This is a genomic window from Actinomyces viscosus, assembly GCF_900637975.1.
In the GTDB taxonomy this organism is placed as follows: domain Bacteria; phylum Actinomycetota; class Actinomycetes; order Actinomycetales; family Actinomycetaceae; genus Actinomyces; species Actinomyces viscosus.
Genome location: NZ_LR134477.1, coordinates 971,671 through 994,190, shown reverse-complemented (window position 1 = coordinate 994,190; position 22,520 = coordinate 971,671). Strand labels below are relative to the sequence as shown.

General features: G+C 67.6%; 15 protein-coding genes and 1 tRNA gene. 12 read left to right on the top strand and 4 right to left on the bottom strand.

What is annotated here, in order from left to right:
• The first annotated feature begins 22 nt into the window (after positions 1–22).
• Positions 23–1,051: a prolipoprotein diacylglyceryl transferase gene (gene lgt / locus EL340_RS04335; RefSeq protein WP_126415308.1), complete on the top strand. Its 1,029-nt coding sequence runs from the start codon at positions 23–25 to the stop codon at positions 1,049–1,051.
• A 124-nt stretch (positions 1,052–1,175) separates the two neighbouring features.
• A complete protein-coding gene (gene pyk, locus EL340_RS04330) occupies positions 1,176–2,606 on the top strand; it encodes a pyruvate kinase (protein WP_126413599.1) in 1,431 nt (476 codons plus the stop codon).
• Positions 2,607–2,667: 61 nt separating this feature from the next.
• Here pyk and EL340_RS04325 read toward each other — a convergent pair.
• Positions 2,668–2,741 (bottom strand) — tRNA-Leu (locus EL340_RS04325).
• Between the two features lie 54 nt (positions 2,742–2,795).
• Here EL340_RS04325 and EL340_RS04320 point away from each other — a divergent pair.
• Positions 2,796–3,404, top strand: coding sequence for an ANTAR domain-containing response regulator (locus EL340_RS04320; protein ID WP_126413598.1), 609 nt, complete (start codon positions 2,796–2,798; stop codon positions 3,402–3,404).
• Between the two features lie 19 nt (positions 3,405–3,423).
• Here EL340_RS04320 and EL340_RS04315 read toward each other — a convergent pair whose 3' ends face one another.
• Positions 3,424–4,005: a PaaI family thioesterase gene (locus EL340_RS04315; RefSeq protein WP_197722385.1), complete on the bottom strand. Its 582-nt coding sequence runs from the start codon at positions 4,003–4,005 to the stop codon at positions 3,424–3,426.
• A 188-nt stretch (positions 4,006–4,193) separates the two neighbouring features.
• Between EL340_RS04315 and polA the strand changes: the two genes are divergently transcribed.
• From polA to EL340_RS04275, 8 genes are all read left to right on the top strand, one after another.
• The gene (polA, locus tag EL340_RS04310) at positions 4,194–7,031 is read left to right on the top strand and encodes a DNA polymerase I (RefSeq protein WP_126413597.1); all 2,838 of its coding nucleotides are present in this window, start codon (positions 4,194–4,196) and stop codon (positions 7,029–7,031) included.
• Positions 7,032–7,340: 309 nt separating this feature from the next.
• Positions 7,341–8,798: a 30S ribosomal protein S1 gene (rpsA, locus tag EL340_RS04305; protein ID WP_126413596.1), complete on the top strand. Its 1,458-nt coding sequence runs from the start codon at positions 7,341–7,343 to the stop codon at positions 8,796–8,798.
• A gap of 202 nt (positions 8,799–9,000) precedes the next feature.
• Positions 9,001–10,746 carry a hypothetical protein gene (locus tag EL340_RS04300; RefSeq protein ID WP_126413595.1) on the top strand — a complete coding sequence of 582 codons (1,746 nt, stop codon included), beginning with the start codon at positions 9,001–9,003 and terminating at the stop codon, positions 10,744–10,746.
• A gap of 78 nt (positions 10,747–10,824) precedes the next feature.
• Positions 10,825–11,475 carry a dephospho-CoA kinase gene (gene coaE, locus EL340_RS04295; RefSeq protein WP_126413594.1) on the top strand — a complete coding sequence of 217 codons (651 nt, stop codon included), beginning with the start codon at positions 10,825–10,827 and terminating at the stop codon, positions 11,473–11,475.
• Positions 11,476–11,586: 111 nt separating this feature from the next.
• On the top strand, positions 11,587–12,267 hold the full coding sequence (locus tag EL340_RS04290) for a transcriptional initiation protein Tat (RefSeq protein ID WP_126413593.1): 681 nt from the start codon (positions 11,587–11,589) through the stop codon (positions 12,265–12,267).
• A gap of 367 nt (positions 12,268–12,634) precedes the next feature.
• The gene (gene uvrB / locus EL340_RS04285; protein WP_126413592.1) at positions 12,635–14,731 is read left to right on the top strand and encodes an excinuclease ABC subunit UvrB; all 2,097 of its coding nucleotides are present in this window, start codon (positions 12,635–12,637) and stop codon (positions 14,729–14,731) included.
• A gap of 236 nt (positions 14,732–14,967) precedes the next feature.
• Positions 14,968–15,972 carry a TerC family protein gene (locus EL340_RS04280; RefSeq protein WP_126413591.1) on the top strand — a complete coding sequence of 335 codons (1,005 nt, stop codon included), beginning with the start codon at positions 14,968–14,970 and terminating at the stop codon, positions 15,970–15,972.
• 56 nt (positions 15,973–16,028) lie between these two features.
• Entirely contained in the window at positions 16,029–18,521 is a 2,493-nt protein-coding gene (locus EL340_RS04275; protein ID WP_126413590.1) for an HAD-IC family P-type ATPase, read from the top strand.
• Positions 18,522–18,550: 29 nt separating this feature from the next.
• Here EL340_RS04275 and EL340_RS04270 read toward each other — a convergent pair whose 3' ends face one another.
• Both EL340_RS04270 and EL340_RS04265 read right to left on the bottom strand, forming a co-directional pair.
• On the bottom strand, positions 18,551–19,195 hold the full coding sequence (locus EL340_RS04270) for a class I SAM-dependent methyltransferase (protein WP_126413589.1): 645 nt from the start codon (positions 19,193–19,195) through the stop codon (positions 18,551–18,553).
• Positions 19,196–19,210: 15 nt separating this feature from the next.
• On the bottom strand, positions 19,211–19,495 hold the full coding sequence (locus tag EL340_RS04265; RefSeq protein ID WP_126413588.1) for a YciI family protein: 285 nt from the start codon (positions 19,493–19,495) through the stop codon (positions 19,211–19,213).
• 150 nt (positions 19,496–19,645) lie between these two features.
• Between EL340_RS04265 and uvrA the strand changes: the two genes are divergently transcribed.
• On the top strand, positions 19,646–22,492 hold the full coding sequence (gene uvrA / locus EL340_RS04260) for an excinuclease ABC subunit UvrA (RefSeq protein ID WP_126413587.1): 2,847 nt from the start codon (positions 19,646–19,648) through the stop codon (positions 22,490–22,492).
• Positions 22,493–22,520 lie beyond the last annotated feature (28 nt).

Genomic DNA, 22,520 nt, shown 5'->3' with positions numbered 1-22,520 from the left:
GCCCGCCACCACGCTTTCCACCATGATGTCGGCGATGTCGGCGATGTCGGCGCCTGCCGGCCTGCCGAGCCCCTCGTCAAGCGTCTGGCACGTCGGTCCCATTCCGGTGCGGGCCTACGCGCTGTGCATCCTCACCGGCGTGTTCGTGGCTGTGTGGTGGTCCGACCGGCGCTACCGCGCCAGGGGAGGCCAGCCGGAGGTGGTCCTCGATGTGGCCATCGTGGCCGTGCCCGCAGGCATCGTCGGTGCCCGGATCTATCACGTGCTGTCCTCACCCGAGGCCTACTTCGGCCGAGACGGCGACCCGGCTCTGATCCCGCAGGTGTGGTTGGGCGGCCTGGGCATATGGGGAGGTATCGCGGGCGGTGTCCTGGCCGGGGTGCTTCTGCTGCGCCACCGCGGCCTGCGCATCGCTCCTCTGGCCGATGCCGTCGCGCCGGCGCTGCTGGTCGCGCAGGCCATCGGACGGCTGGGGAACTGGTTCAACCAGGAGCTCTACGGCGCGCCGACGACGCTGCCCTGGGGACTGCAGATCGACGACGCCCACCTGCCGCCCGGGTCGAGCTATCCGCCCGGGACCCTGTTCCACCCGACCTTCCTCTACGAGGCCCTGTGGAACCTCGCCGGGGCCGCAGCCCTGGTGTGGATCGGTAGAAGGATGCTGGCTCGCCGCGGGGTCACCGGAGGCCGGCTGCTGTGGGTCTACCTCATGGTCTACACCGCCGGCCGGGTGTGGATCGAGATGCTGCGCATCGACGAGGCGGAGACGATTCTCGGCCTGCGACTGAACGTGTGGACCTCCATCGTCATCTTCCTCATCGGCGCCATCGGTCTGACCATCGCCTCCAGGCGGTCTCTCAGTGACGCCATCGAGAGACAAGGGGAAGGTCAGAGAGCCGATGGGGCGGGAGACGACTCGCGGGACGACTCCACCGGAAAGAGGGTGGCCGAGGACTCCTCGACGCCCGCGGTCGACGCTGAGACAGGCAGTGAAACGGGCGCTGAGACGGACGCTGAGACGATGGATTCCCACGCAGGCTCAGGGGCCTGACCGGTTGCTCAGGGTCACGGCACGATGGTGGGCCCACGAAGCATCCGGGTGAGGCTCGTCGCAACCTGAGAAGTGCAGGGATTCGTCCTCGTGCACAGGGGCCGGTGTCCCGTATCCTGGCCCCATGCGTAGAGCCAAGATCGTATGTACCCTCGGACCCGCCACTGATTCTCCCGAGCAGGTGCAAGCGCTCGTGGACGCCGGCATGAATGTCGCACGCATCAACCGCTCCCACGGTCGGGCGGAGGACCAGGAGGAGGTCATCGCCCGTATCCGTGAGGCTGCAGCCGCCTCCGGTCGTGCCGTCGCCGTCCTGGTCGACCTCCAGGGGCCCAAGATCCGCCTGGGCCGTTTCGTCGATGACCAGAAGGTCATGCTCAACAAGGGCGATGAGTTCACGATCACCATCGACGACGTGCTCGGCACCGTCAAGCGCGCCTCCACCACCTTCAAGGGCCTTCCCGGCGACTGCCGTCCCGGTGACCGGCTCCTCATCGACGACGGCAACGTGGCGGTGCGCGTCGTGGCCGTGACGGACACCGATGTCGTCACCAAGGTCGAGGTACCCGGCTACGTCTCCAACAACAAGGGCATCAACCTGCCCGGTGTCGCCGTCTCCGTCCCGGCCCTCAGTGAGAAGGACCGTGAGGACCTGCGCTGGGCGCTCAAGATCGGCGCCGACCTCATCGCCCTGTCGTTCGTTCGAGACGCCGACGACATCAAGGACGTTCACGAGATCATGGACGAGGTCGGTGTGCGCATCCCGGTCATCGCCAAGATCGAGAAGCCCCAGGCCGTGGAGAACCTCTTCGACATCGTCTCCACCTTCGACGGCATCATGGTCGCTCGTGGTGACCTCGGCGTGGAGATGCCCCTCGAGGCTGTCCCGCTGGTGCAGAAGCGAGCCATCGAGCTGGCCCGCCGCCAGGCCAAACCGGTCATCGTGGCCACCCAGGTGCTGGAGTCCATGATCCAGAACCCGCGTCCCACCCGCGCCGAGGCATCCGACTGCGCCAACGCGATCCTCGACGGCGCTGACGCGGTCATGCTCTCCGGAGAGACCTCCGTGGGCGCCTACCCCATCGAGGCCGTTCGTACGATGGCCTCCATCATCGAGAACGTCGAGGAGCACGGTGGCGAGCGCATCCCCGGTCTGGGTTCCTACCCGCAGACGCGCGGCGGTGCCCTGACCCGCGCCGCTGCTGAGATGGGCGAGCACCTCGACGTCACCTACCTGGTGACCTTCACCCAGTCCGGTGACACGGCCCGACGCCTGTCACGTCTGCGCTCGCCCCTGCCGCTGCTGGCCTTCACCCCGCTGCACGAGACGCGCAACCAGCTCGCTGTCTCCTGGGGCGTGCAGAGCTACGAGGTGCCCGAGGTCCAGCACACCGATGAGATGGTGGCCCAGGTCGACGAGATCCTCCAGGACAAGCACCTGGCGCAGCCGGGCGACACCGTCGTCATCGTGGCCGGTATGCCTCCGGGTACGCCTGGCTCCACCAACTCGATCCGCGTCCACACCGTGGGTGAGACGGTCGACTACAAGGCCTGAGCGTCCGCCGCTGAGCTGAGGGGCCTCCCACCATGCGGTGGGAGGCCCCTCAGCTCATGAGTACCTCCGGTGGGACTCGAACCCACAACACTCCGATTTTGAGTCGGATGCCTCTGCCAATTGGGCTACGGAGGCGTGGTTACCGCTCTGCGAGAGCGCCAACAGCGAGATCATACTAGGATCACAGCCGTGAGCAATGAGTCCAGCACCACCAGGTCCCGACGGGTACTCGTCGCTGAGGACGAGACCCTCATCCGCCTCGACATCGTCGAGACCCTCACCGACGCCGGGTACGAGATCGTCGCTGAGGCCGCAGACGGGGAGGAGGCTGTCCGCCTGGCTGATGAGCACACCCCCGACCTGTGCGTTCTCGACGTCAAGATGCCGGTGACTGACGGCATCACGGCGGCGGAGAGGATTCTTGAGAAGCACAACTGCGCCGTCGTCATGCTGACCGCCTTCTCTCAGACCGAGCTCGTGGAGCGAGCCAGCGCCGCCGGCGCCATGGCCTACGTCGTCAAGCCCTTCACCCCTGCGGATCTCATTCCGGCTCTTGAGATCGCCATGTCCCGGCACGAGGAGATCCTCTCCTTGGAGAGCGAGATCTCCGACCTCACCGAGCGATTCGAGACCCGCAAGCGCGTTGACCGGGCCAAGGGCCTGCTCATGGAGCGCATGGGACTGAGCGAGCCGGAGGCGTTCCGATGGCTCCAGAAGACCTCCATGAACCGGCGCCTGACCATGCGCGAGGTCGCCGACGCCGTCATCGAGCAGGTCGGCGCCGCCAAGAAGGACTGAGGACCTCCGTCGCGGTGCCTCAGGTGAACAGGCTGCGAAGCGTTCCCACGGCGATCGTCCGCTCGTCCTCGTCGGTCACCGTCACCTGGTAGACCACGGTGCGGCGGCCGCGGTGCAGGGGGATCGCGGCCGCCGTCACCCAGCCACGGGTCACGGAGCGCAGGTGACTGACAGTCAGCTCCGCTCCGACCGGGATGGCGCCGTCGGGTGCCGCCGCACGCGCAGCCACGGAGGCGGCCGTCTCGATGAGCGCAGCGGTGGCGCCGCCGTGCAGGATCCCCACGACCTGGCGGGCTCCCTCGACCGGCATCCGGACCTCGGTCCGATCCGCGCCGCGGTTGACGACCTCCATCCCGAGCGTGTCCATCAGCGTCCCCTCCTCACTGTCCTCCAGCACAGCGTGCAGCGCGGAGGAGGCCGAGACGGCGGAACCGGCGGGACGAGGATCGGGATACGGACGCCGGGCCGGGTCCGGGAAGGCCACGGCAGCGGTGCTCGCTCCGGAGTAGGAGGCCGCGGTGACACGCCCCACAGGGCCCAGGGGCCCCACGATCGCAGGTGAGCTCGAGGAGTCGGCAGACTCGACCGTCTCAGCCTCCACCGCGGGGTCGGCTGAGACGGACTCACCGGATCCGTCGAACCGCGCGGCACCGGAGGGGTCAAGAGGGGTAGAGGACACGGGAGAGGCCGGGGAGACAGGAGAAGCCTGAGAGTCGGAGGGCTCTCCTCCACCGACGGGGGAGAGGGGCGAGTCGGACTGTGGATGGCTCATGGGCCTAGGCTGGCACGGTGAGCACCACCGCGACCAGCCCTGCGACGAGCCCAACACCTCAGAGTCCCTCGGACCCGGTTCCCGAGCGGCTCCTCCTCATCGACGGCCACTCCATGGCCTTCCGCGCGTTCTACGCGCTGCCGGTCGACAACTTCACGACGTCGACCGGCCAGTCCACCAACGCTGTCCACGGCTTCGTCTCCATGTTCCTCTCGCTGCTGGAGAACGAGCGGCCCACACATGTCGCGGTCGCCTTCGACCTGCCGGGGGGCACCTTCCGCACCGAGGAGTACGCGGAGTACAAGGGAACCCGGGACGAGACACCACAGCCCTTCCTCGGGCAGGTCGAGCTCATCCAGGAGGTCCTGGAGGCCATGGGCGTCAAGGCGCTCACTGCCCCGGGCTACGAGGCGGATGACATCCTGGCCACCTTGGCAAGCTCGGCCCAGGCGGAGGGCATGGAGGTCCTCATCTGCTCCGGGGACCGAGACTCCTTCCAGACCGTCACCGAACGATGCACCGTGCTCTACCCGGTCAAAGGTGTCTCAACACTGCGCCGTATGACGCCCGATGAGGTTGAGCAGCGTTACGGGGTGACACCCGAGCGCTACCCCCATCTCGCCGCCCTGGTGGGGGAGACCAGCGACAACCTCCCCGGGGTTCCGGGCGTCGGACCCAAGACCGCGGCCAAGTGGCTCAACCTCTACGACGGGCTCGACGGAGTCATCGCCCACGCCGACCAGATCAAGGGCAAGGCCGGGCAGTCCCTGCGTGATCACCTTGACGACGTCATGCGCAACCGGCGCCTCAACCGCCTGCTTACCGACCTGGACCTGGGAATCGCTCCCCGAACCGACCTGCGTGTCCTGGGCGCCGACCGCGCCGACCTGGCGCGCGTCTTCGAGCTCCTGGAGTTCCGCACCCTGCACCAGCGGGCGCTGCGCACCCTGACCTTCACCGACTCCTCCGACCACGCCGAGGCCTACGAGGGTGAGGAGTCCGGTCCCCTGGGGGCCCTGAGCGGTTTGAGGATCGTCTCGCTCGGTCACGATCTTCCTGCGGGGAACCTGTCTCAGTGGCTGGAGACCAACCTGCCTGTGACCGACGACGACGGACCCCGCCCGCTGGGAGTCGACGTCGTCGGAGTCCTCAAGCCTGTGGAGGGCGATGCTGCGCTCGTCTCGATCTCCGACGGCGTTCATGCGGTGGCCATCGACCTCACCGAGATCCTGCCGGAGGACGAGGCCGCCCTCGCCGAGGTTCTCGCCGATCTCGAGCGGCCCAAGCTGGTCGCCGACGCCAAGGGAAGCTGGCACGCCCTGACCGCCCGCGGACTCGCGTTGGACGGCGTCATCGCGGATCCCTCGCTGGCCGGCTACCTGTGCCGTCCCGAGCAGCGCAGCTACGACGTCGACACCCTCACCCAGCGCTGGCTCGGCATCGACCTGGCAGCCATCGGCGAGGGCGGGGCCCCGTCCGACGCCGCTGCCGGTGCGTCCCAGAGCGCCTTCGACCTCGAGGCCCTGGCCTCCGAGGCCGTGCCCGCTGCGCAACAGGCGAGCGCGCGACGAGCCGCCGCCCTGCTCCCTCTCCAGTCCGTGCTCGACGAGCAGATGGCGGTCCGCAACGCCGTGGGACTCTTCACCGACCTGGAGATGCCCGTGGCCGCGACCCTCACCGTGATGGAGGACACGGGGATCGCCGTCGACGACACCGTGCTCGCCGCCCGCGAGACCGAGCTCGACGCCCGCGTGACCCACGCCGCCGAGGGCGCCTATGCCGCCGCCGGGCGCGAGCTCAACCTCTCCAGCCCCAAGCAGCTCCAGGCCGTCCTGTTCGACGAGCTGAAGATGCCCAAGACCCGTAAGACGAAGACCGGTTACACCACCGACGCCGAGGCGCTGGCCGGACTGTACGCCAAGACCTCCCATCCCTTCCTGGAGAACCTCCTCGAGCACCGGGACGCCATCAAGCTGAGGCAGACGGTCGAGGGCCTGCGCAAGGCGATCCAGGCCGACGGACGCATCCACACCACCTTCCAGCAGACCATCGCCGCCACGGGGCGCCTGTCGTCCACCGACCCCAACCTGCAGAACATCCCGGCCCGCAACGAGGAGGGGATGCGCATCCGTGAGGCCTTCACGGTCGGTGAGGGCTACGAGTGCCTCATGACCGCGGACTACTCCCAGATCGAGATGCGCATCATGGCGCACCTGTCAGGCGACCATGCGCTGATCGAGGCCTTCCGTAGCGGGGAGGACCTCCACCGCTACGTCGCCGCCCTGGTCCACGGCATCGAGGTCGATGACGTCACGGCTCAGCAGCGCAGCCATGTCAAGGCCATGAGCTACGGGCTGGCCTACGGGCTGTCCACCTTCGGGCTGGCCCGTCAGCTCGGTATCGACAACGCCGAGGCCGCGGACCTGAGGAACGCCTACTTCGCAAGGTTCGGAAAGGTCCACGACTACCTGGAGTCCGTGGTGGAGATGGCACGTCGCGACGGATACACCCAGACGATGTTCGGACGTCGTCGCTACCTGCCCGACCTGACCAGCGACAACCGACAGCGCCGCGAGATGGCCGAACGGGCCGCGCTCAACGCCCCGATCCAGGGCAGCGCCGCCGACATCGTCAAGAAGGCCATGATCGACGTCGACCGCGCGCTGAGTGAGCAGGACCTGCGCAGTCGTATCCTCCTGCAGATCCACGACGAGCTTCTGGTCGAGGTCGCGCCCGGAGAGGCCGAGGCGGTCGAGGCCCTCCTCAAGGAGCAGATGGGTGGCGCGGCCGAGCTCTCGGTCCCCCTGGACGTCGCTGTCGGCCGGGGGAGCACCTGGCGTGAGGCTGCCCACTAGGCCCTTCCCAGAGCCGTCGATCAGCACCGGAAAAAGCCGTCGATACGTAAACGATGCCATGACGTCATCCGTTCGACACCCGGTCGTCAGATGACGTGAGCGATTGCACGCGCATACGGGAGAATGTTTGAGGATCGTCTAGTTACGGATTCGTCACGTGCTGCTAAGGTTCACTCGTGCGCTCCTGGGCGTCTCCTATGAGAGTAATCCAACCAGGGTGATGAATTGGTCCGGGCCGGTTCGCATCGCTGGGGAGGGCACAGTCTCTATCAACCCGATCCAACTATCCGTATTCGGAGCATCCACTCAATGACAACCACTACGCCCAGCCCCGCCCCGGTCGCCGTCAACGACATCGGCTCGACCGAGGAGATCCTCGCCGCCGTTGACGAGACCATCAAGTACTTCGATGACGGCGACATCGTCGAGGGCACTGTTGTCAAGGTCGACCGTGATGAGGTCCTCCTCGACATCGGCTACAAGACCGAAGGCGTCATCCTCGCTCGCGAGCTGTCCATCAAGCACGACGTCGACCCCGACGAGATCGTCTCCGTGGGTGACGAGATCGAGGCCCTTGTCCTGCAGAAGGAGGACAAGGAGGGCCGCCTGCTCCTGAGCAAGAAGCGTGCGCAGTACGAGCGTGCCTGGGGCACTATCGAGCGCATCAAGGAGGAGGACGGTGTCGTCACCGGCTCCGTCATCGAGGTTGTCAAGGGTGGTCTCATCCTGGACATCGGTCTGCGCGGCTTCCTGCCCGCCTCCCTGGTGGAGATGCGTCGCGTGCGTGACCTTCAGCCCTACGTGGGTCGCGAGCTCGAGGCGAAGATCATCGAGCTGGACAAGAACCGCAACAACGTGGTCCTCTCCCGCCGCGCCTGGCTCGAGCAGACCCAGTCCGAGGTCCGCACCAACTTCCTCCAGACCCTCCAGAAGGGTCAGGTCCGCTCCGGTGTCGTCTCCTCCATCGTCAACTTCGGTGCCTTCGTGGACCTGGGTGGCGTCGACGGTCTGGTCCACGTCTCCGAGCTGTCCTGGAAGCACATCGACCACCCCTCCGAGGTCGTCGAGGTCGGCAACGAGGTCACGGTCGAGGTCCTGGACGTCGACTTCGACCGCGAGCGCGTCTCCCTGTCGCTCAAGGCGACCCAGGAGGACCCCTGGCAGGCCTTCGCCCGTACCCACGCCATCGGCCAGGTCGTTCCCGGCAAGGTCACCAAGCTGGTCCCCTTCGGTGCCTTCGTCCGCGTCGAGGACGGTATCGAGGGCCTGGTCCACATCTCCGAGCTGGCCCAGCGTCACGTCGAGGTGCCCGAGCAGGTGGCCAAGGTCGGTGACGAGGTGTTCGTCAAGGTCATCGACATCGACCTGGAGCGTCGTCGCATCTCCCTGTCGCTGAAGCAGGCCAACGAGGGCGTGGACCCGACCTCCGAGGACTTCGACCCCAGCCTCTACGGAATGGCTGCCGAGTACGACGAGCAGGGCAACTACAAGTACCCCGAGGGCTTCGACCCGGAGACCAACGAGTGGCTCGAGGGCTACGACGCCCAGCGGGAGGCCTGGGAGGCCGAGTACGCGGCGGCTCACGCCCGCTGGGAGGCGCACAAGGCCCAGGTCGCCAAGGCACTGGAGGAGGAGCAGGAGTCCGGCACACCGGCGGCGGCCCCCGCGGGCAACACCTCCTACTCCTCGGCTCCTTCGGAGGCCTCCGGCACGCTCGCCTCCGATGAGGCTCTGGCCGCCCTGCGCGAGAAGCTCACCGGCAACTGAGCCACCGCGCTTTCATCACTGATCAGGACTGATCACTGAGCTCCGCTGAGGGTCTCTACCTGCGACGCAGGTAGAGACCCTCAGGCGCTGGTGCCTACTCCCCATCGCTCAGACCGCCTCGCCGTGCGAGGCTGTGGCCGGGGCTGGTGCTCCCCGCTCCCTTGGAGCACGACGACCGTACGCGACGACTGATGGAGACGATATGAGCTGCTGGGACGACATTGCCCGTGCTCTGGAGGATGTCGACCCCGTCTGCCCCAGCCGCGCCAGCACGACTGCCCTGTGGAAGGTGATGCTCGCCGACGGCGCCGAGGAGCCGGACCCGGACGAGTCGCCCGACCACGTGGCGCAGGCACTGTCCGTCGTCGACCGGGCGTGGCTGGTCCAGCTCGGCCAGGACCCGGACACGAGCAAGGAGAGCCTCGACCGGGCGATCTCCTTCTGCCGGAGACTCAGGGCCGCCCACGGCTACTCGACGCTCCCGCTGCGCTACGCGCAGGTCGAGCTCTCCGCCGTCCTCGGACTCAGGGACGAGGCCCTCGAACAGCTCCGCGAGGCCAGACTGTTCTCCTTCGGCCGGACCGATACCGGCGCGGTACTGGCGACCGCCCGCATGCACGACGACTACTCCGGTGTCATCAGCACCACCACCGCGACCCCGAACCGTGCCGAGATCGATCCCGTGGAGACCGCCCAGGGCCTGGGCGCGGTCCTCGTTCCCTACTTGGCGCACAAGCGACTCGTTGAGGCCGAGGACGCATTCGCCTCCCTGAGCCGGCTTCACCTTCCCGACGTCGCGTCGCTGCAGTCCTTCGGCGACAGGCTCGAGTACCTTGGCCTGTCTTCCCAGTGGCAACGAGCCATCGCACTCATGCGTCACACCGGATTGAAGGGGGTGCCCGAGGCATCGGCCTGGCGGCTGATGAACACGGCCGTCGGGCTGGCCCTGGTGATGCGGGAGGCGAACAGGGCCGACTACGGCAATCACGCCCTGGGCGCCTCGTTGGGCTGGAAGACCCCCTGGGGGGATCTGGAGCTGACCGCCTGGGACACGGTCGCCCACGCCTACGATGTCATCACCAGCTTCGCCCGCGGTATCGCTGTCCGTTTCGATTCCCGCAATGGCAACAACGGCGTCTCGTACCGGATCGAGATGAGGATGGCTGCCGAGGCCGCGGGGCTGGCCAGCCGGTCCTATGGGACGGTGACGAGCGCAGTACCGGCGGACCGTTCTCGACTGCGCAACCAGGGAGCCCTGCTCAAGGAGGTCCGCGAGCTGCTCACCCTGTCGCGCGGCTACGGCATGGAAGCGGTGCGTCAACGCGCCATGACCACGGCTGAGACGGTTAGCGCCTCACTGTCTGACGTGGTTGACGACTCCGCCCTGGAGCTGGTCGTCGACCTTCGACTGGCCTTCGGGCGACTCCTGGCAGCGCTGGGCGCCAACGAGCGCGCGGAGAAGGAGCACCTCGACACGGCGGAGCTGAGCCTGAGCCAGGGGTGGACGGAGACCGCCTGCGCCGCACTGGCCCTGGCATCGCACGCAGCCCAGGCACGTGGCGACAACGTCTCCAGCCGCCGGGCGTGGCAGCAGTGCCGCGAGGCGATGGCGAGCTGGCCCCTGAACCGTCCAGGGGAACGCTGCGGGATACTCGTCGACGCCGTCGGCGATCCCCTCATCGCGGTACAGGTTCTCTCCGCTCTGGCGGAGGTTCTTGTTGAAGGGGTGGAGGAGGACAACTCGCGCGCCCCGATCGTCCGAGAGGTCATCTCGCGGGCGTCGACTCAGGTCTCCCGCTGCGTGAGTCCTCCACACGGGGCTGTTGAGGTCCTGGCTCGGGTCGAGGAACGCATCGCGCCCTATGGCCGGGGCCGAGGAGGCAGAAGGCGCCCGGGCTCAACCACAGTGATCACGACTGGTGACGAGGATCTCTCGGAACCCGGCTGACAGAGGCGGCGGTACTCGCGGCCATCGGTACCAGGAGCGCACTGGCCTCGTTCGGGCGGGCCACGGCATGATGGGGTCATGCACCACACATCTGCAGCCCGGCCTGTTCGTCGTCCTACGGAACGCGCTCTGCGCGTAGGACTGACCGGTGGTATTGGTGCCGGTAAGTCGACTGTCGCCGCCCTGCTGGCGGAACACGGCGCGGTCGTCACTAGCGCAGATGACGTCTCTCGAGACGTTGTCAACCCGGGCAGCGATGGTCTTGCGGCTGTCGTGGCGGAGTTCGGGGACGGCATTCTCGACTCCGACGGCTCACTCGACCGTAGGGCTCTTGGGCGCGTGGTCTTCTCCGACGAACTGCGGCTGGCGCGCCTGGAGGAGATCCTTCTGCCCCTCATCGCGGCCGAGGCATGGGCCCGGATGGAGACGGTTCCGGCCGGACAGGTGGCGGTCTACGACGTCCCCCTGCTTGTCGAGGGACAGATGCAGGACCTGTTCGACCTCGTCGTCGTCGTTGAGGCCGATCTCGAGTTGCGTCTGGAACGACTCGCCGAGCGAGGTATGGAGCGCGATGAGGCCCTGGCCCGTATCGCCTCGCAGGCCACCGACGAGCAGCGGCGGGCTGTGGCCGACGTCGTCCTGATCAACTCCCGGTCGACCGATGAGCTGAAGGCAGAGGTCGACAGGCTCTGGCGCACCCGGATCATGGAGCCGGAAGGCATCGCCTGACAACGGGGACGCCTTCCCATCGGCAGGCGTCGTGCCCACTCCTACAGTGGGACGAGAAGTTGCGGTGCCCGGGACGCCGCCAGGTCAGACACATCAGCTGAAGGAGCCGTCATGCCGCGATCACCGAAGGCCGACCTCACTCGTCGGGGGCTCCTGCTGCTCGGGAGCCTCACCGGGGTCGCGATGCTCGCGGGCTGTGCTTCCGACCAGAACGCTAAGAAGCCGGTTCTGTACCTCTACCCCTCAGTGACCACGGCTCTCTCGGTGAGCCTGGACTACCAGGGGAGGTTGACATACACCTATCCGAAGCCGCAGACCCAGGCGAATGGCCACGCCACCTGGCAGGTGACGGCGAGCCCCGACGGGGACCTCACCGACGCCTCGGGGCGGCACTACCCGTCCCTGTTCTGGGAGGGGGAGGGGCCCGCCACCTCCACCCAGGAGGAGGGCTTCGTTGTTCACGCCGATGCCGCAGCCGCTTTCTTGGAGGAGAAGCTCTCCCTCCTGGGACTCAGCCAGCACGAGGCGGCCGAGTTCATCACCTTCTGGGGCCCACGAATCGCCGAGCGGGGTAGCGCCCTGATCACCTTCGCCACTGACGAGTACGCTCGCCGCGCCGTCTATCGCTTCACAGACGCCTCATCGGGCGCGGACGTCGTCCCGGATACGTTCATCCGGGTCTACGTCCTCATCGGGGAGGTGCCTCAGACTCCGGTTCCGGAGCAGAAGCTGGCGCCGGCACCTGCTCGAACCGGATTCACCGCCGTCGAGTGGGGCGGAGCCGAGCTGTAGGGCCGGCGGGCGCACTCGAACGGATCAGCTGCTGCGTCGGCTACCTGCTCGGGCGGGGCCGAGGGCGCCGACGATGGTGGCGGAGACGGCAACGATGAAAGCCATGACAGCTCCTTTGGGGCTCAGGGGTGAGAAGGAGACGCAGAGGTGGTTCTCAACGAGTCCTCAGCGAATCCTTCATGGTTGGGGAGTGGGACGACCGGGCGTCCTGCGGGAACCACCGTAATAGGCAAGCTTGATGGAATGGTTCCTAGGTGGATACGAAGGCGTATCAGTGTAGTGGCGCTCGGATCGCAGGAAGGTGAACGAGGAGGCCGGGCGATCGGAGGTGTCATTGGTGTCGGCGCGACCGCGTAGCCTGTGGGGTATGCGTCCCGTTACCGAGCTCCAGCGCGCCGCCAAGCCCTTTGAGGTCATCAGTCCCTACTCACCCAGTGGGGACCAGCCCACGGCGATCGCGGAGCTGACCGAGCGACTCCAGGCAGGGGAGAAGGACATCGTCCTGCTGGGCGCCACCGGCACCGGTAAGTCCGCGACAACCGCCTGGCTCGTCGAGCAGGTGCAGCGCCCTACCCTCATCCTGGAGCCGAACAAGACGCTGGCAGCACAGATGGCCGCCGAGTTCCGCGAGCTGCTCCCGAACAACGCGGTGGAGTACTTCGTCTCCTACTACGACTACTACCAGCCCGAGGCCTACGTCCCCCAGACGGACACCTTCATCGAGAAGGACTCATCCATCAACGACGAGGTCGAGCGCCTGCGCCACAGCGCCACCAACTCCCTGCTCACCCGCCGCGACGTCGTCGTCGTCTCCTCCGTGTCCTGCATCTACGGACTGGGCACCCCCCAGGAGTACGTGGACCGGATGACGACCCTGGAGATGGGCCAGCAGATCGACCGCGACGAGCTCCTGCGCCGCTTCGTGTCGATGCAGTACACCCGCAACGACATTGACTTCACCCGGGGAACCTTCCGCGTGCGTGGGGACACGGTGGAGATCATCCCGATGTACGAGGAGCTCGCCATCCGCATCGAGTTCTTCGGTGACGAGATCGAGGCCCTGGCCACGCTCCACCCCGTGACCGGTGACGTCATCGACACCGCCGAGCAGGTCTTCGTCTTCCCCGCCTCCCACTACGTGGCCGGCCCTGAGCGCATGCAGAAGGCCATCGAGGGCATTGAGACCGAGCTCGCCGAGCGCCTGGCCCAGCTCGAGCACGACGGCAAGCTCCTGGAGGCCCAGCGCCTGCGCATGCGCACCACCTACGACCTGGAGATGCTTCAGCAGATCGGCATGTGCTCGGGGATCGAGAACTACTCGCTGCACATCGACGGCCGCGAGACCGGAACCCCGCCCAACACCCTCCTGGACTACTTCCCCGAGGACTTCCTCCTGGTCATCGACGAGTCCCACGTGACCGTCCCCCAGATCGGCGCCATGCACGAGGGGGACGCCTCCCGCAAGCGCACCCTGGTCGACCACGGGTTCCGCCTGCCCTCCGCCCTGGACAACCGCCCCCTGACCTTCGCCGAGTTCGAGGACCGCATCGGCCAGACCGTCTACCTGTCGGCCACCCCCGGCGACTACGAGACCCATCGCTCCGACGGCGTCGTCGAGCAGATCATCCGGCCCACCGGGTTGGTGGACCCCAAGGTGGTCGTCAAGCCCACCGAGGGGCAGATCGACGACCTGCTCGAGGAGGTGCGCACCCGCGTCGAGCGCGAGGAGCGGATCCTCGTGACCACTCTGACCAAGCGCATGGCCGAGGACCTGACCACCTACCTCGCCGAGCGGGGCGTGCGCGTGGAGTACCTCCACTCCGACGTCGACACCCTGCGGCGCGTCGAGCTCCTGCGGGAGCTGCGGCTGGGACGCTTCGACGTGCTCGTCGGCATCAACCTGCTGCGCGAGGGCCTGGACCTGCCGGAGGTCTCGCTCGTGTCCATCCTGGATGCGGACAAGGAGGGTTTCCTGCGCTCGACCCGGTCGCTTATCCAGACCATCGGACGCGCCGCCCGCAACGTCTCCGGCGAGGTCCACATGTACGCAGACACCATCACCCCGGCCATGGCCGAGGCCATCGAGGAGACGGAGCGGCGCCGCACCAAGCAGCTGGCCTACAACGCCGAGCACGGCGTTGACCCGCAGCCACTGCGCAAGAAGATCGCCGACGTCACCGACATGCTCGCCCGCGAGGACGTCGACACCGCAGACCTGCTGGCCGGCGGCTACCGGGGCCACGAGGACTCCTCACTGCGGGCGCGGCGCAAGCACGCGGCCGAGGCCACGGTGCGAGAGAAGCTCGCCGGAGCGGCGCAGGGCGACCTGGTCGAGCTCATCAACGACCTCACCCAGCAGATGCACGCCGCCGCCGAGGACCTCCACTTCGAGCTCGCAGCCCGGCTGCGCGACGAGATCCAGGACCTTAAGAAGGAGCTGCGCGCCATGCGCGCTGCGGACTGATCTCACAGTCCCGGCTGGACTCGCGGGCATACGCTCAAGGGTGCCGCCCGTTAGACTCTCAGACGTTATACACGGAGGGGAGTACTCCCAACCAACGGCGACGTCGTCATCACGGTGGTGCAGACACATGCGGTCCTGCGTTCCCGGCGTCGCGGCCAGAGCGGCACGAGCCTTGAGCACCGGCGCCCGTGGCGGGAGGAGACCTCCGGTACCAGTTCCGTACCGGAGGAGAACACGTGGACGTCCACATCCTGGGGTGGATCGGCCTGGCGGCCATCATCCTGACCCTCATCGCGATCGACATCATCGGTCACGTACGCACGCCGCACGAGCCCACCATGAAGGAGGCCGCCGTCTGGTCAGTGGCCTACATCGCCATGGCCCTGGCGTTCGGCGGGATCGTCTGGATCGTGTGGGGGAGCGGGTTCGCCCAGGAGTACCTGGCCGGCTACATCACCGAGAAGGCGCTGAGCATCGACAACCTCTTCGTCTTCGTCATCATGATGTCCTCCTTCAAGGTGCCCCGGAAGTACCAGCAGGAGGTGCTGCTCGCCGGGATCGTCATCGCCCTCGTTCTCAGGCTCATCTTCATCCTGGCCGGCGCCGCGCTCATCGAGAACTTCTCCTGGGTGTTCTACTTCTTCGGGGCCTGGCTCCTGTGGACCGCGTTCTCCCAGGCCCGGGAGGGCGTTGAGGAGCCCGATGACGAGGACGAGGAGTACAGGCCCAGCGGCTTCGTCAAGCTTGTCGCCCGTGTCATCCCCATGACCGACGGCTTCGTGGGCGGCAAGGTCATCCACCGGCATGCCGGACGCACCATGATCACGCCCATGATGCTGTGCATCATCGCCATCGGCACGGCCGACGTCATGTTCGCCGTCGACTCCATCCCCGCGATCTACTCACTGACCAGCGAGCCCTTCCTGGTCTTCTCCGCCAACGCCTTCTCCCTGCTGGGCCTGCGCCAGCTCTACTTCCTCATCGACGGCCTGCTCGACCGTCTCGTCTACCTGCACTACGGCCTGGCGGTCATCCTCGGCTTCATCGGCTTCAAGCTCATCGTCCACGCCCTGCACACCAACGAGGTTCCCTTCATCAACGGGGGCCAGGCGTGGCACGGCATCCCCGAGGCCTCGATCGGGGTCTCCCTGGGCGTCATCGTCACCACCATCGTCGTCACCGTCATCGCCTCAGTCCTCAGGTCGCGAGCCGATGCCCGGCGGGCCGAGGTCACATCCTGATGTCTCGGCCGGCAGGAGGAGGACCATCCCTTAGCCGACTCACTACTGTCTGAGACGTGAGCACCACGAACGTCCCAGAGGCCCCGGTGACCGGGCTCAGCGCCGCCCAGGTCGCCGAGCGCGTCAGCGCCGGACGGACGAACGAGTACCGTGAGCGGACCTCCCGCAGTGTCGCGCAGATCCTGCGGGCCAACGTCTTCACGATCTTCAACGCCATCCTGGGGATCGCCCTGGTGCTCGTCCTGGTGCTGGGGCACTGGGCGGACGCACTGTTCGGATTCGTCCTGCTGCTTAACACCGCCACCGGCACCCTGGCGGAGATCCGCGCCAAACGCGCCCTGGACCGCCTCGCCGTCCTGGAGACGCCGCGGGCAGCCGTCATACGGGACGGGGCGGAGAAGGAGATCGCCGTCGGCGAGGTCGTCATCGACGACGTCGTACGCCTGCGCGGCGGTCAACAGGTTCCGGCCGACGGAGAGGTCATCGCCAGCGACGGTCTTGAGATCGACGAGTCGATCCTCACCGGGGAGTCCCGACCCGTACGTCCCGAAAGCGGGGATCAGGTCATGTCGGGCACCACGGTGACGGCCGGGACCGGACTGTTCCGCACCACCGCTGTCGGCGGAGAGGCCTATGCCCACCGGCTGGCCCGGGAGGCGCGCAGGTACTCGCTCGTCGTCAGCGAGCTGCAGGCCGGGACCAACCGGGTGCTGCACTGGATCAGCTGGGTCATCGTGCCCGTGGCCCTGGTGCTGGTGTGGTCCCAGCTGCGGCTGAGCGGCAGCATCGCAGAGGCATGGAGCAGCGGAGCGTGGCGGCAAGCGGTCGTCGCCGGGATCGCAGGAGTGGTCAGCATGGTCCCCCAGGGACTGGTGCTCCTGACCTCCGTCAACTTCGCGACCGCCTCCCTGGCCCTGGCCAGACGCAACGTCCTGGTTCAGGAGCTGCCCGCCGTCGAGGTCCTGGCCCGGGTCGACACCCTGTGCCTGGACAAGACCGGAACCATCACGACCGGCCGCATCCGCCTGGATGAGGTCCAGGGAGCCGACGGCGATCAGGCGTCGCCCGAGGTGCTCTCGGCGCTCGCACTGCTGTGCACGGCGGGGGAGGCCAACGCCACCGCCGACGCCATCAGGGACGGGCTCCGTGACCCCGGACGGCTCGGTGAGCAGGGCCTTCAGGAGGCGCTGGCGCCCGATGGTGCTGGCGCGTCGGCCGGTGTGGAGTCGGTGCCCTTCTCCTCGCGTCGGAAGTGGTCGGCGATCCGTGTCGGCGCCACCGCCACCACCTGGGTGCTCGGTGCACCGGAGATCGTTCTGGCTGGAGCCGATAAGGAGGCTTCGGAGCGCGCTCGCCGGATCGCCGCGCGGGGAGCGCGCGTTGTGGCCTTGGCCCGATCGCACTCACCCTGGACGATCTCCGAGGGAGACGAGGACCCGCGGCTGCCCGAAGGCCTTGAGACCGCCGGGATCGTCATTCTGACCGAGGAGATCCGTCCCGACGCCGCTGAGACCCTCGCCTACTTCCGCCAGCAGGGCGTAGACGCCAAGGTCATCTCCGGCGACAGCCCCGAGACCGTGGCCGCCGTCGCCCGCCAGGCCGGGGTGAGCGCACCCGACGGCGGTGAGCTCGTCGCGCTGGATGCACGCACCCTTCCCGCGGGAGCGGCCAGCGGACAGGAGGAGGAAGCCGACCTGGAGCGCCTCGCCGACGCGGTCGAGAGCGCCAACGTCCTGGGGCGCGTCACCCCCGAGCAGAAACGGGCGCTGGTGCGGGCGCTGAGGTCTCGAGGCCACGTTGTTGCCATGACCGGGGACGGTGTCAACGATGCGCTGGCGCTCAAGGACGCCGACCTCGGCATCGCCATGGGCAACGGGGCTCCGGCCACCAAGGCGGTGGCGCGACTCGTGCTGCTCAAGGGCGAGTTCTCCGCCCTGCCCGGGGTCGTGGCCCAAGGGCGTCGTGTCATGGCCAACACCGAGCGCATCGCCTCCCTGTTCCTGGCCAAGACCATCTACGCCTCGCTCATCGCCGTCGTCGTGGCGGTCACGGCAGTCGCCTACCCGTTCCTGCCCCGCCAGCTCACGGTCGTGTCCTCTTTGACGATCGGGATCCCGGCCTTCGTCCTGGCCCTTGCCCCAAGCTCCCAGCGCTACCGGGAAGGATTCCTCGGCCGGGTTCTCAGCCTGTGCGTGCCCGCTGGGATCATGGCGGGAGCCGTCACCCTGGCCACGTACCTCTGGCTGACGCTCACCCACGCCCCTCGCGCCCAGGTGACCACGGCGACGACCCTGGTGCTCATCACCTGTGGCCTGTGGCTGCTCACGCTCACCGCCAGGCCTCTGACGAGCTGGCGGCTGGGGCTGGTCGCCCTCATGGGGGCCATCGCGGTCCTCGGCATCGTCGCCCCGCCGGTACGCGCCTTCTTCCTGCTGGCCTGGCCCACCCCCGGGGTCTGGTGGGTCATCGCACTCATGGCCGGCGTGGCCGTCGGCGGGATCGAGCTGGTTCACCTCATACGGCGTCGGATCGTGCGCGGACGCGGTTAGGGAGCAGGTGGCTGACCGTCACCGCGCCGCTAGCGCGCGGCGACGAGGCGAAGCCACCCGTGGTGGGGGTGGGTGCCGACGTCGACCGTGAGGAACCCGGCCTCGTAGGCGAGGCTGGCGAGGACCTGAGCGTCGGGTACGTTCATATGCAGACGGGCCACCCAGCGTCCTGCCGCCGCCCGATCGGCGTACTCATTGGTGACCACGAGCCGGCCGCCGGGAGCCAGGACGCGGTGGATCTCGATGAGGCCGGCCTGCAGGTCGGGCCAGAAGTAGGTGGTCTCGAAGGCCGTCACCACGTCGAAGAACCCGTCACGGAAGGGCAGGGTCTCGACGGAGGCCTCCAGGACCCGCAGGCGTCCGGAGGCGACGGCGCCGCGGTTGACGCGCCTGCTGGTCTCGACCGCCTCGGGGGAGTGGTCAACGCCGGCGACCTCACGGCGTGTGGCCTTAAGGATCCGAGCCAGGGCCTTACCGCCTCCGCAGCCCACGTCGAGCACCTTGTCACCTGGCTGGATCCCCGCCGCCTGGAGCCCCCAGCGGTGCAGGCGGGCGTGCCCGAAGTTCATGCTGCGTAGAAGCAGGAGCCCGGTCAGCGAGGAGGGACGGGAGAACTGGGACTCGGTCGACGGGGCGGAAGACCCGGAGGACTGAGACGACTCAGAGGAAAACATGGGGCATGTGCCGGCTCAGGCCAGGACACCGATGACGGGGTTCCACTCGCGCAGAATGCGTTCGTTGATGTAGCCGGCCTGGTGGAAGGGATCCTCCTCGAGCAGGGCCAGCGCGCCGGCCTCGTCCTCGGCACGCACGACGATGAGGGCGTCATGGGTCCCTACGTAGGGGCCGGCGGCGAGCAGCCTGCCCTCGTCTGCCAGGTGGCCGTTGAAGGCCCGGTGCGAGGGACGCACGGCGGCCATCTCCTCATCCTTGTCAGTGACGTAGCGGTACTCGACGGCATAGATCTTGCTCATGGCCTCAGCATAGAACCGGACGCATGGGCCATGGTCTGAAACACATGACCTCGACGATCTTCTGAGATCTTCTGAAAACCCGGCGGTGAGACATGTCGAACACATGTGCGATCGCGCGGCACCGGTGACGAGCCCCTAGACTCGAATCCCGTGAACGACTCTCTCATCATCCGTGGGGCCCGCGAGCACAATCTCAAGGGCGTTGACCTGGACCTGCCTCGCGACACGATGATCGTCTTCACCGGCCTGTCCGGCTCGGGCAAGTCCTCTCTCGCCTTCGACACGATCTTCGCCGAGGGGCAGCGCCGCTACGTGGAGTCCCTGTCCTCCTACGCCCGCCAGTTCCTGGGGCAGATGGACAAGCCCGACGTCGAGCTCATCGAGGGTCTGAGCCCAGCGGTGTCCATCGACCAGAAGTCCACCTCGCGCAACCCCCGCTCCACGGTGGGCACCGTGACGGAGGTCTACGACTACCTGCGTCTGCTGTACTCGAGGGCAGGGATCCAGCACTGCCCCGTCTGCGACGCGGTCATCTCCTCCCAGACTCCTCAGCAGATCGTCGACCAGGTCCGTTCCCTTCCCGAGGGCACCCGCTTCCAGGTGCTCGCTCCGGTCGTGCGGGGCCGCAAGGGCGAGTACTCCGAGCTGTTCGGCGAGCTGCGCGGACGCGGCTTCAACCGGGTGCGTGTCGACGGCGCCTCCGAGCGCCTCGACAACCCCCCGACCCTCAACAAGCGCCTCAAGCACGACATCGAGGTCATCGTCGATCGCCTTGTCGTCCGTGACGGAATCCGCCAGCGTCTGACCGACTCGATCGAGACGGCGCTCACTCTGGCTGAGGGACTGGTCATCATCGAGCAGGTCGACCTGCCCGAGGACGACTCCGACAGGGAGCGCCGCTACTCCGAGAAACGCGCCTGCCCCAACGAGCACCCCCTGGCCCTGGACGAGATGGAGCCGCGCACCTTCTCCTTCAACGCCCCCTACGGCGCCTGCCCGGCCTGCACCGGCATCGGGACCCGGCTCGAGGTGGACCCCGAGCTCGTCGTCCCCGACGAGGAGCTCACCCTGGCCGAGGGCGCCGTCGCCCCCTGGTCGAGCCACCAGAAGTACTTCACCCGCCAGCTCGAGGCCCTGGGCAAGGAGCTGTCCTTCGACGTCGACACGCCATGGCGCGCACTACCGGCGCGTGCCCGGGAGGCGATCCTGCGCGGCAAGGACTACGAGGTCAAGGTCACCTACCGCAACCGCTGGGGGCGCGAGCGTATCTACTCCACCGGCTTCGAGGGCGTGCTCGACTACGTCATGCGCAAGCACGACGAGACCGAGTCCGACTGGTCCCGCGAGCGCTACCAGGCCTACATGCGCGAGATTCCCTGCCCCGTCTGCGACGGTGCCCGGCTCAAGCCCGAGGTGCTGGCCGTGCGCGTGGGCGACCTGTCCATCGCCCAGCTGTGCGAGCTGCCCATCAGCGAGGCCCGGGACTTCCTGGCCGAGCTCAACCTCACCGGCCAGGCAGCCCAGATCGCCGGCAGCGTCCTGACCGAGATCAACGCGCGTCTCGGTTTCCTGGTGGACGTGGGGCTGGACTACCTCAGTCTGGCTCGCGGCGCGGCCACGCTCTCCGGAGGAGAGGCCCAGCGGATCCGCCTGGCCACCCAGATCGGCTCCGGTCTGGTGGGGGTCCTCTACGTCCTGGATGAGCCCAGCATCGGCCTTCACCAGCGTGACAACACCCGCCTCATCGAGACCCTCCAGCGGTTGCGCGACCTGGGCAACACACTCATCGTCGTCGAGCACGATGAGGACACCATCCGCTCGGCCGACTGGATCGTTGACATCGGCCCCGGAGCCGGTGAGCTGGGCGGAGAGGTCGTCTACTCGGGCGAGGTCACGGGCCTGGCCGAGGCCGAGGGCTCTATCACCGGCGACTACCTGGCCGGGCGGCGTCGGATCGAGATCCCCGGGAACCGGCGCAAACGTGACAAGAACAGAGAGGTCACCGTTGTCGGCGCCCGAGAGAACAACCTCAAGGACGTCACCGTCTCCTTCCCCCTCGGCGTGCTCACCGCCGTGACGGGAGTGTCCGGCTCGGGCAAGTCCTCCCTGGTCAACTCCATCCTCTACCAGGTGCTCGCCAACCGGCTCAACCGCGCCCGGGGCGTTCCCGGCAGGCACAAGACGGTTCGGGGAGTGGAGCACCTCGACAAGGTCGTCCACGTCGACCAGTCGCCGATCGGACGCACCCCTCGATCCAATCCCGCCACCTATACAGGGGTGTGGGACCACATCCGCAAGATCTTCGCCGCCGTGCCCGAGTCGAAGGTGCGCGGCTACGGACCCGGGCGCTTCTCCTTCAACGTCAAGGGCGGGCGCTGCGAGTCCTGCAAGGGGGACGGCACCCTCAAGATCGAGATGAACTTCCTGCCGGACGTCTACGTGCCCTGCGAGGTCTGCCACGGCGCCCGCTACAACCGGGAGACCCTGGAGATCCGTTACAAGGACAAGACGGTCGCCGACGTCCTGGACATGACCATTCACCAGGCCGCGGACTTCTTCTCCGCCTCCTCGGTCATCTCCCGCCACCTCAACACCCTGGTCGAGGTGGGACTGGGGTACGTGCGCCTGGGACAGTCCGCGACCACGCTCTCCGGTGGTGAGGCCCAGCGCGTCAAGCTCGCCACCGAGCTCCAGCGCCGTTCCACCGGGCGCACCATCTATGTCCTCGACGAGCCGACCACCGGGCTGCACTTCGAGGACATCCGCAAGCTGCTCGGGGTGCTCCAGGGCCTGGTGGACAAAGGCAACTCCGTCGTCGTCATCGAGCACAACCTCGACGTCATCGCCAACGCCGACTGGGTCATCGACATGGGTCCGGAGGGCGGCAAGGGCGGGGGAACCGTTGTCGTCACCGGTACACCGGAGAAGGTCGCAGCCACGGAGTCCTCCTACACCGGCCAGTTCCTGGCTCCGATGCTCCAGGCCGCCCGCGGCTGAACCGAGATCGACCCGAGCCGGCGCCGGC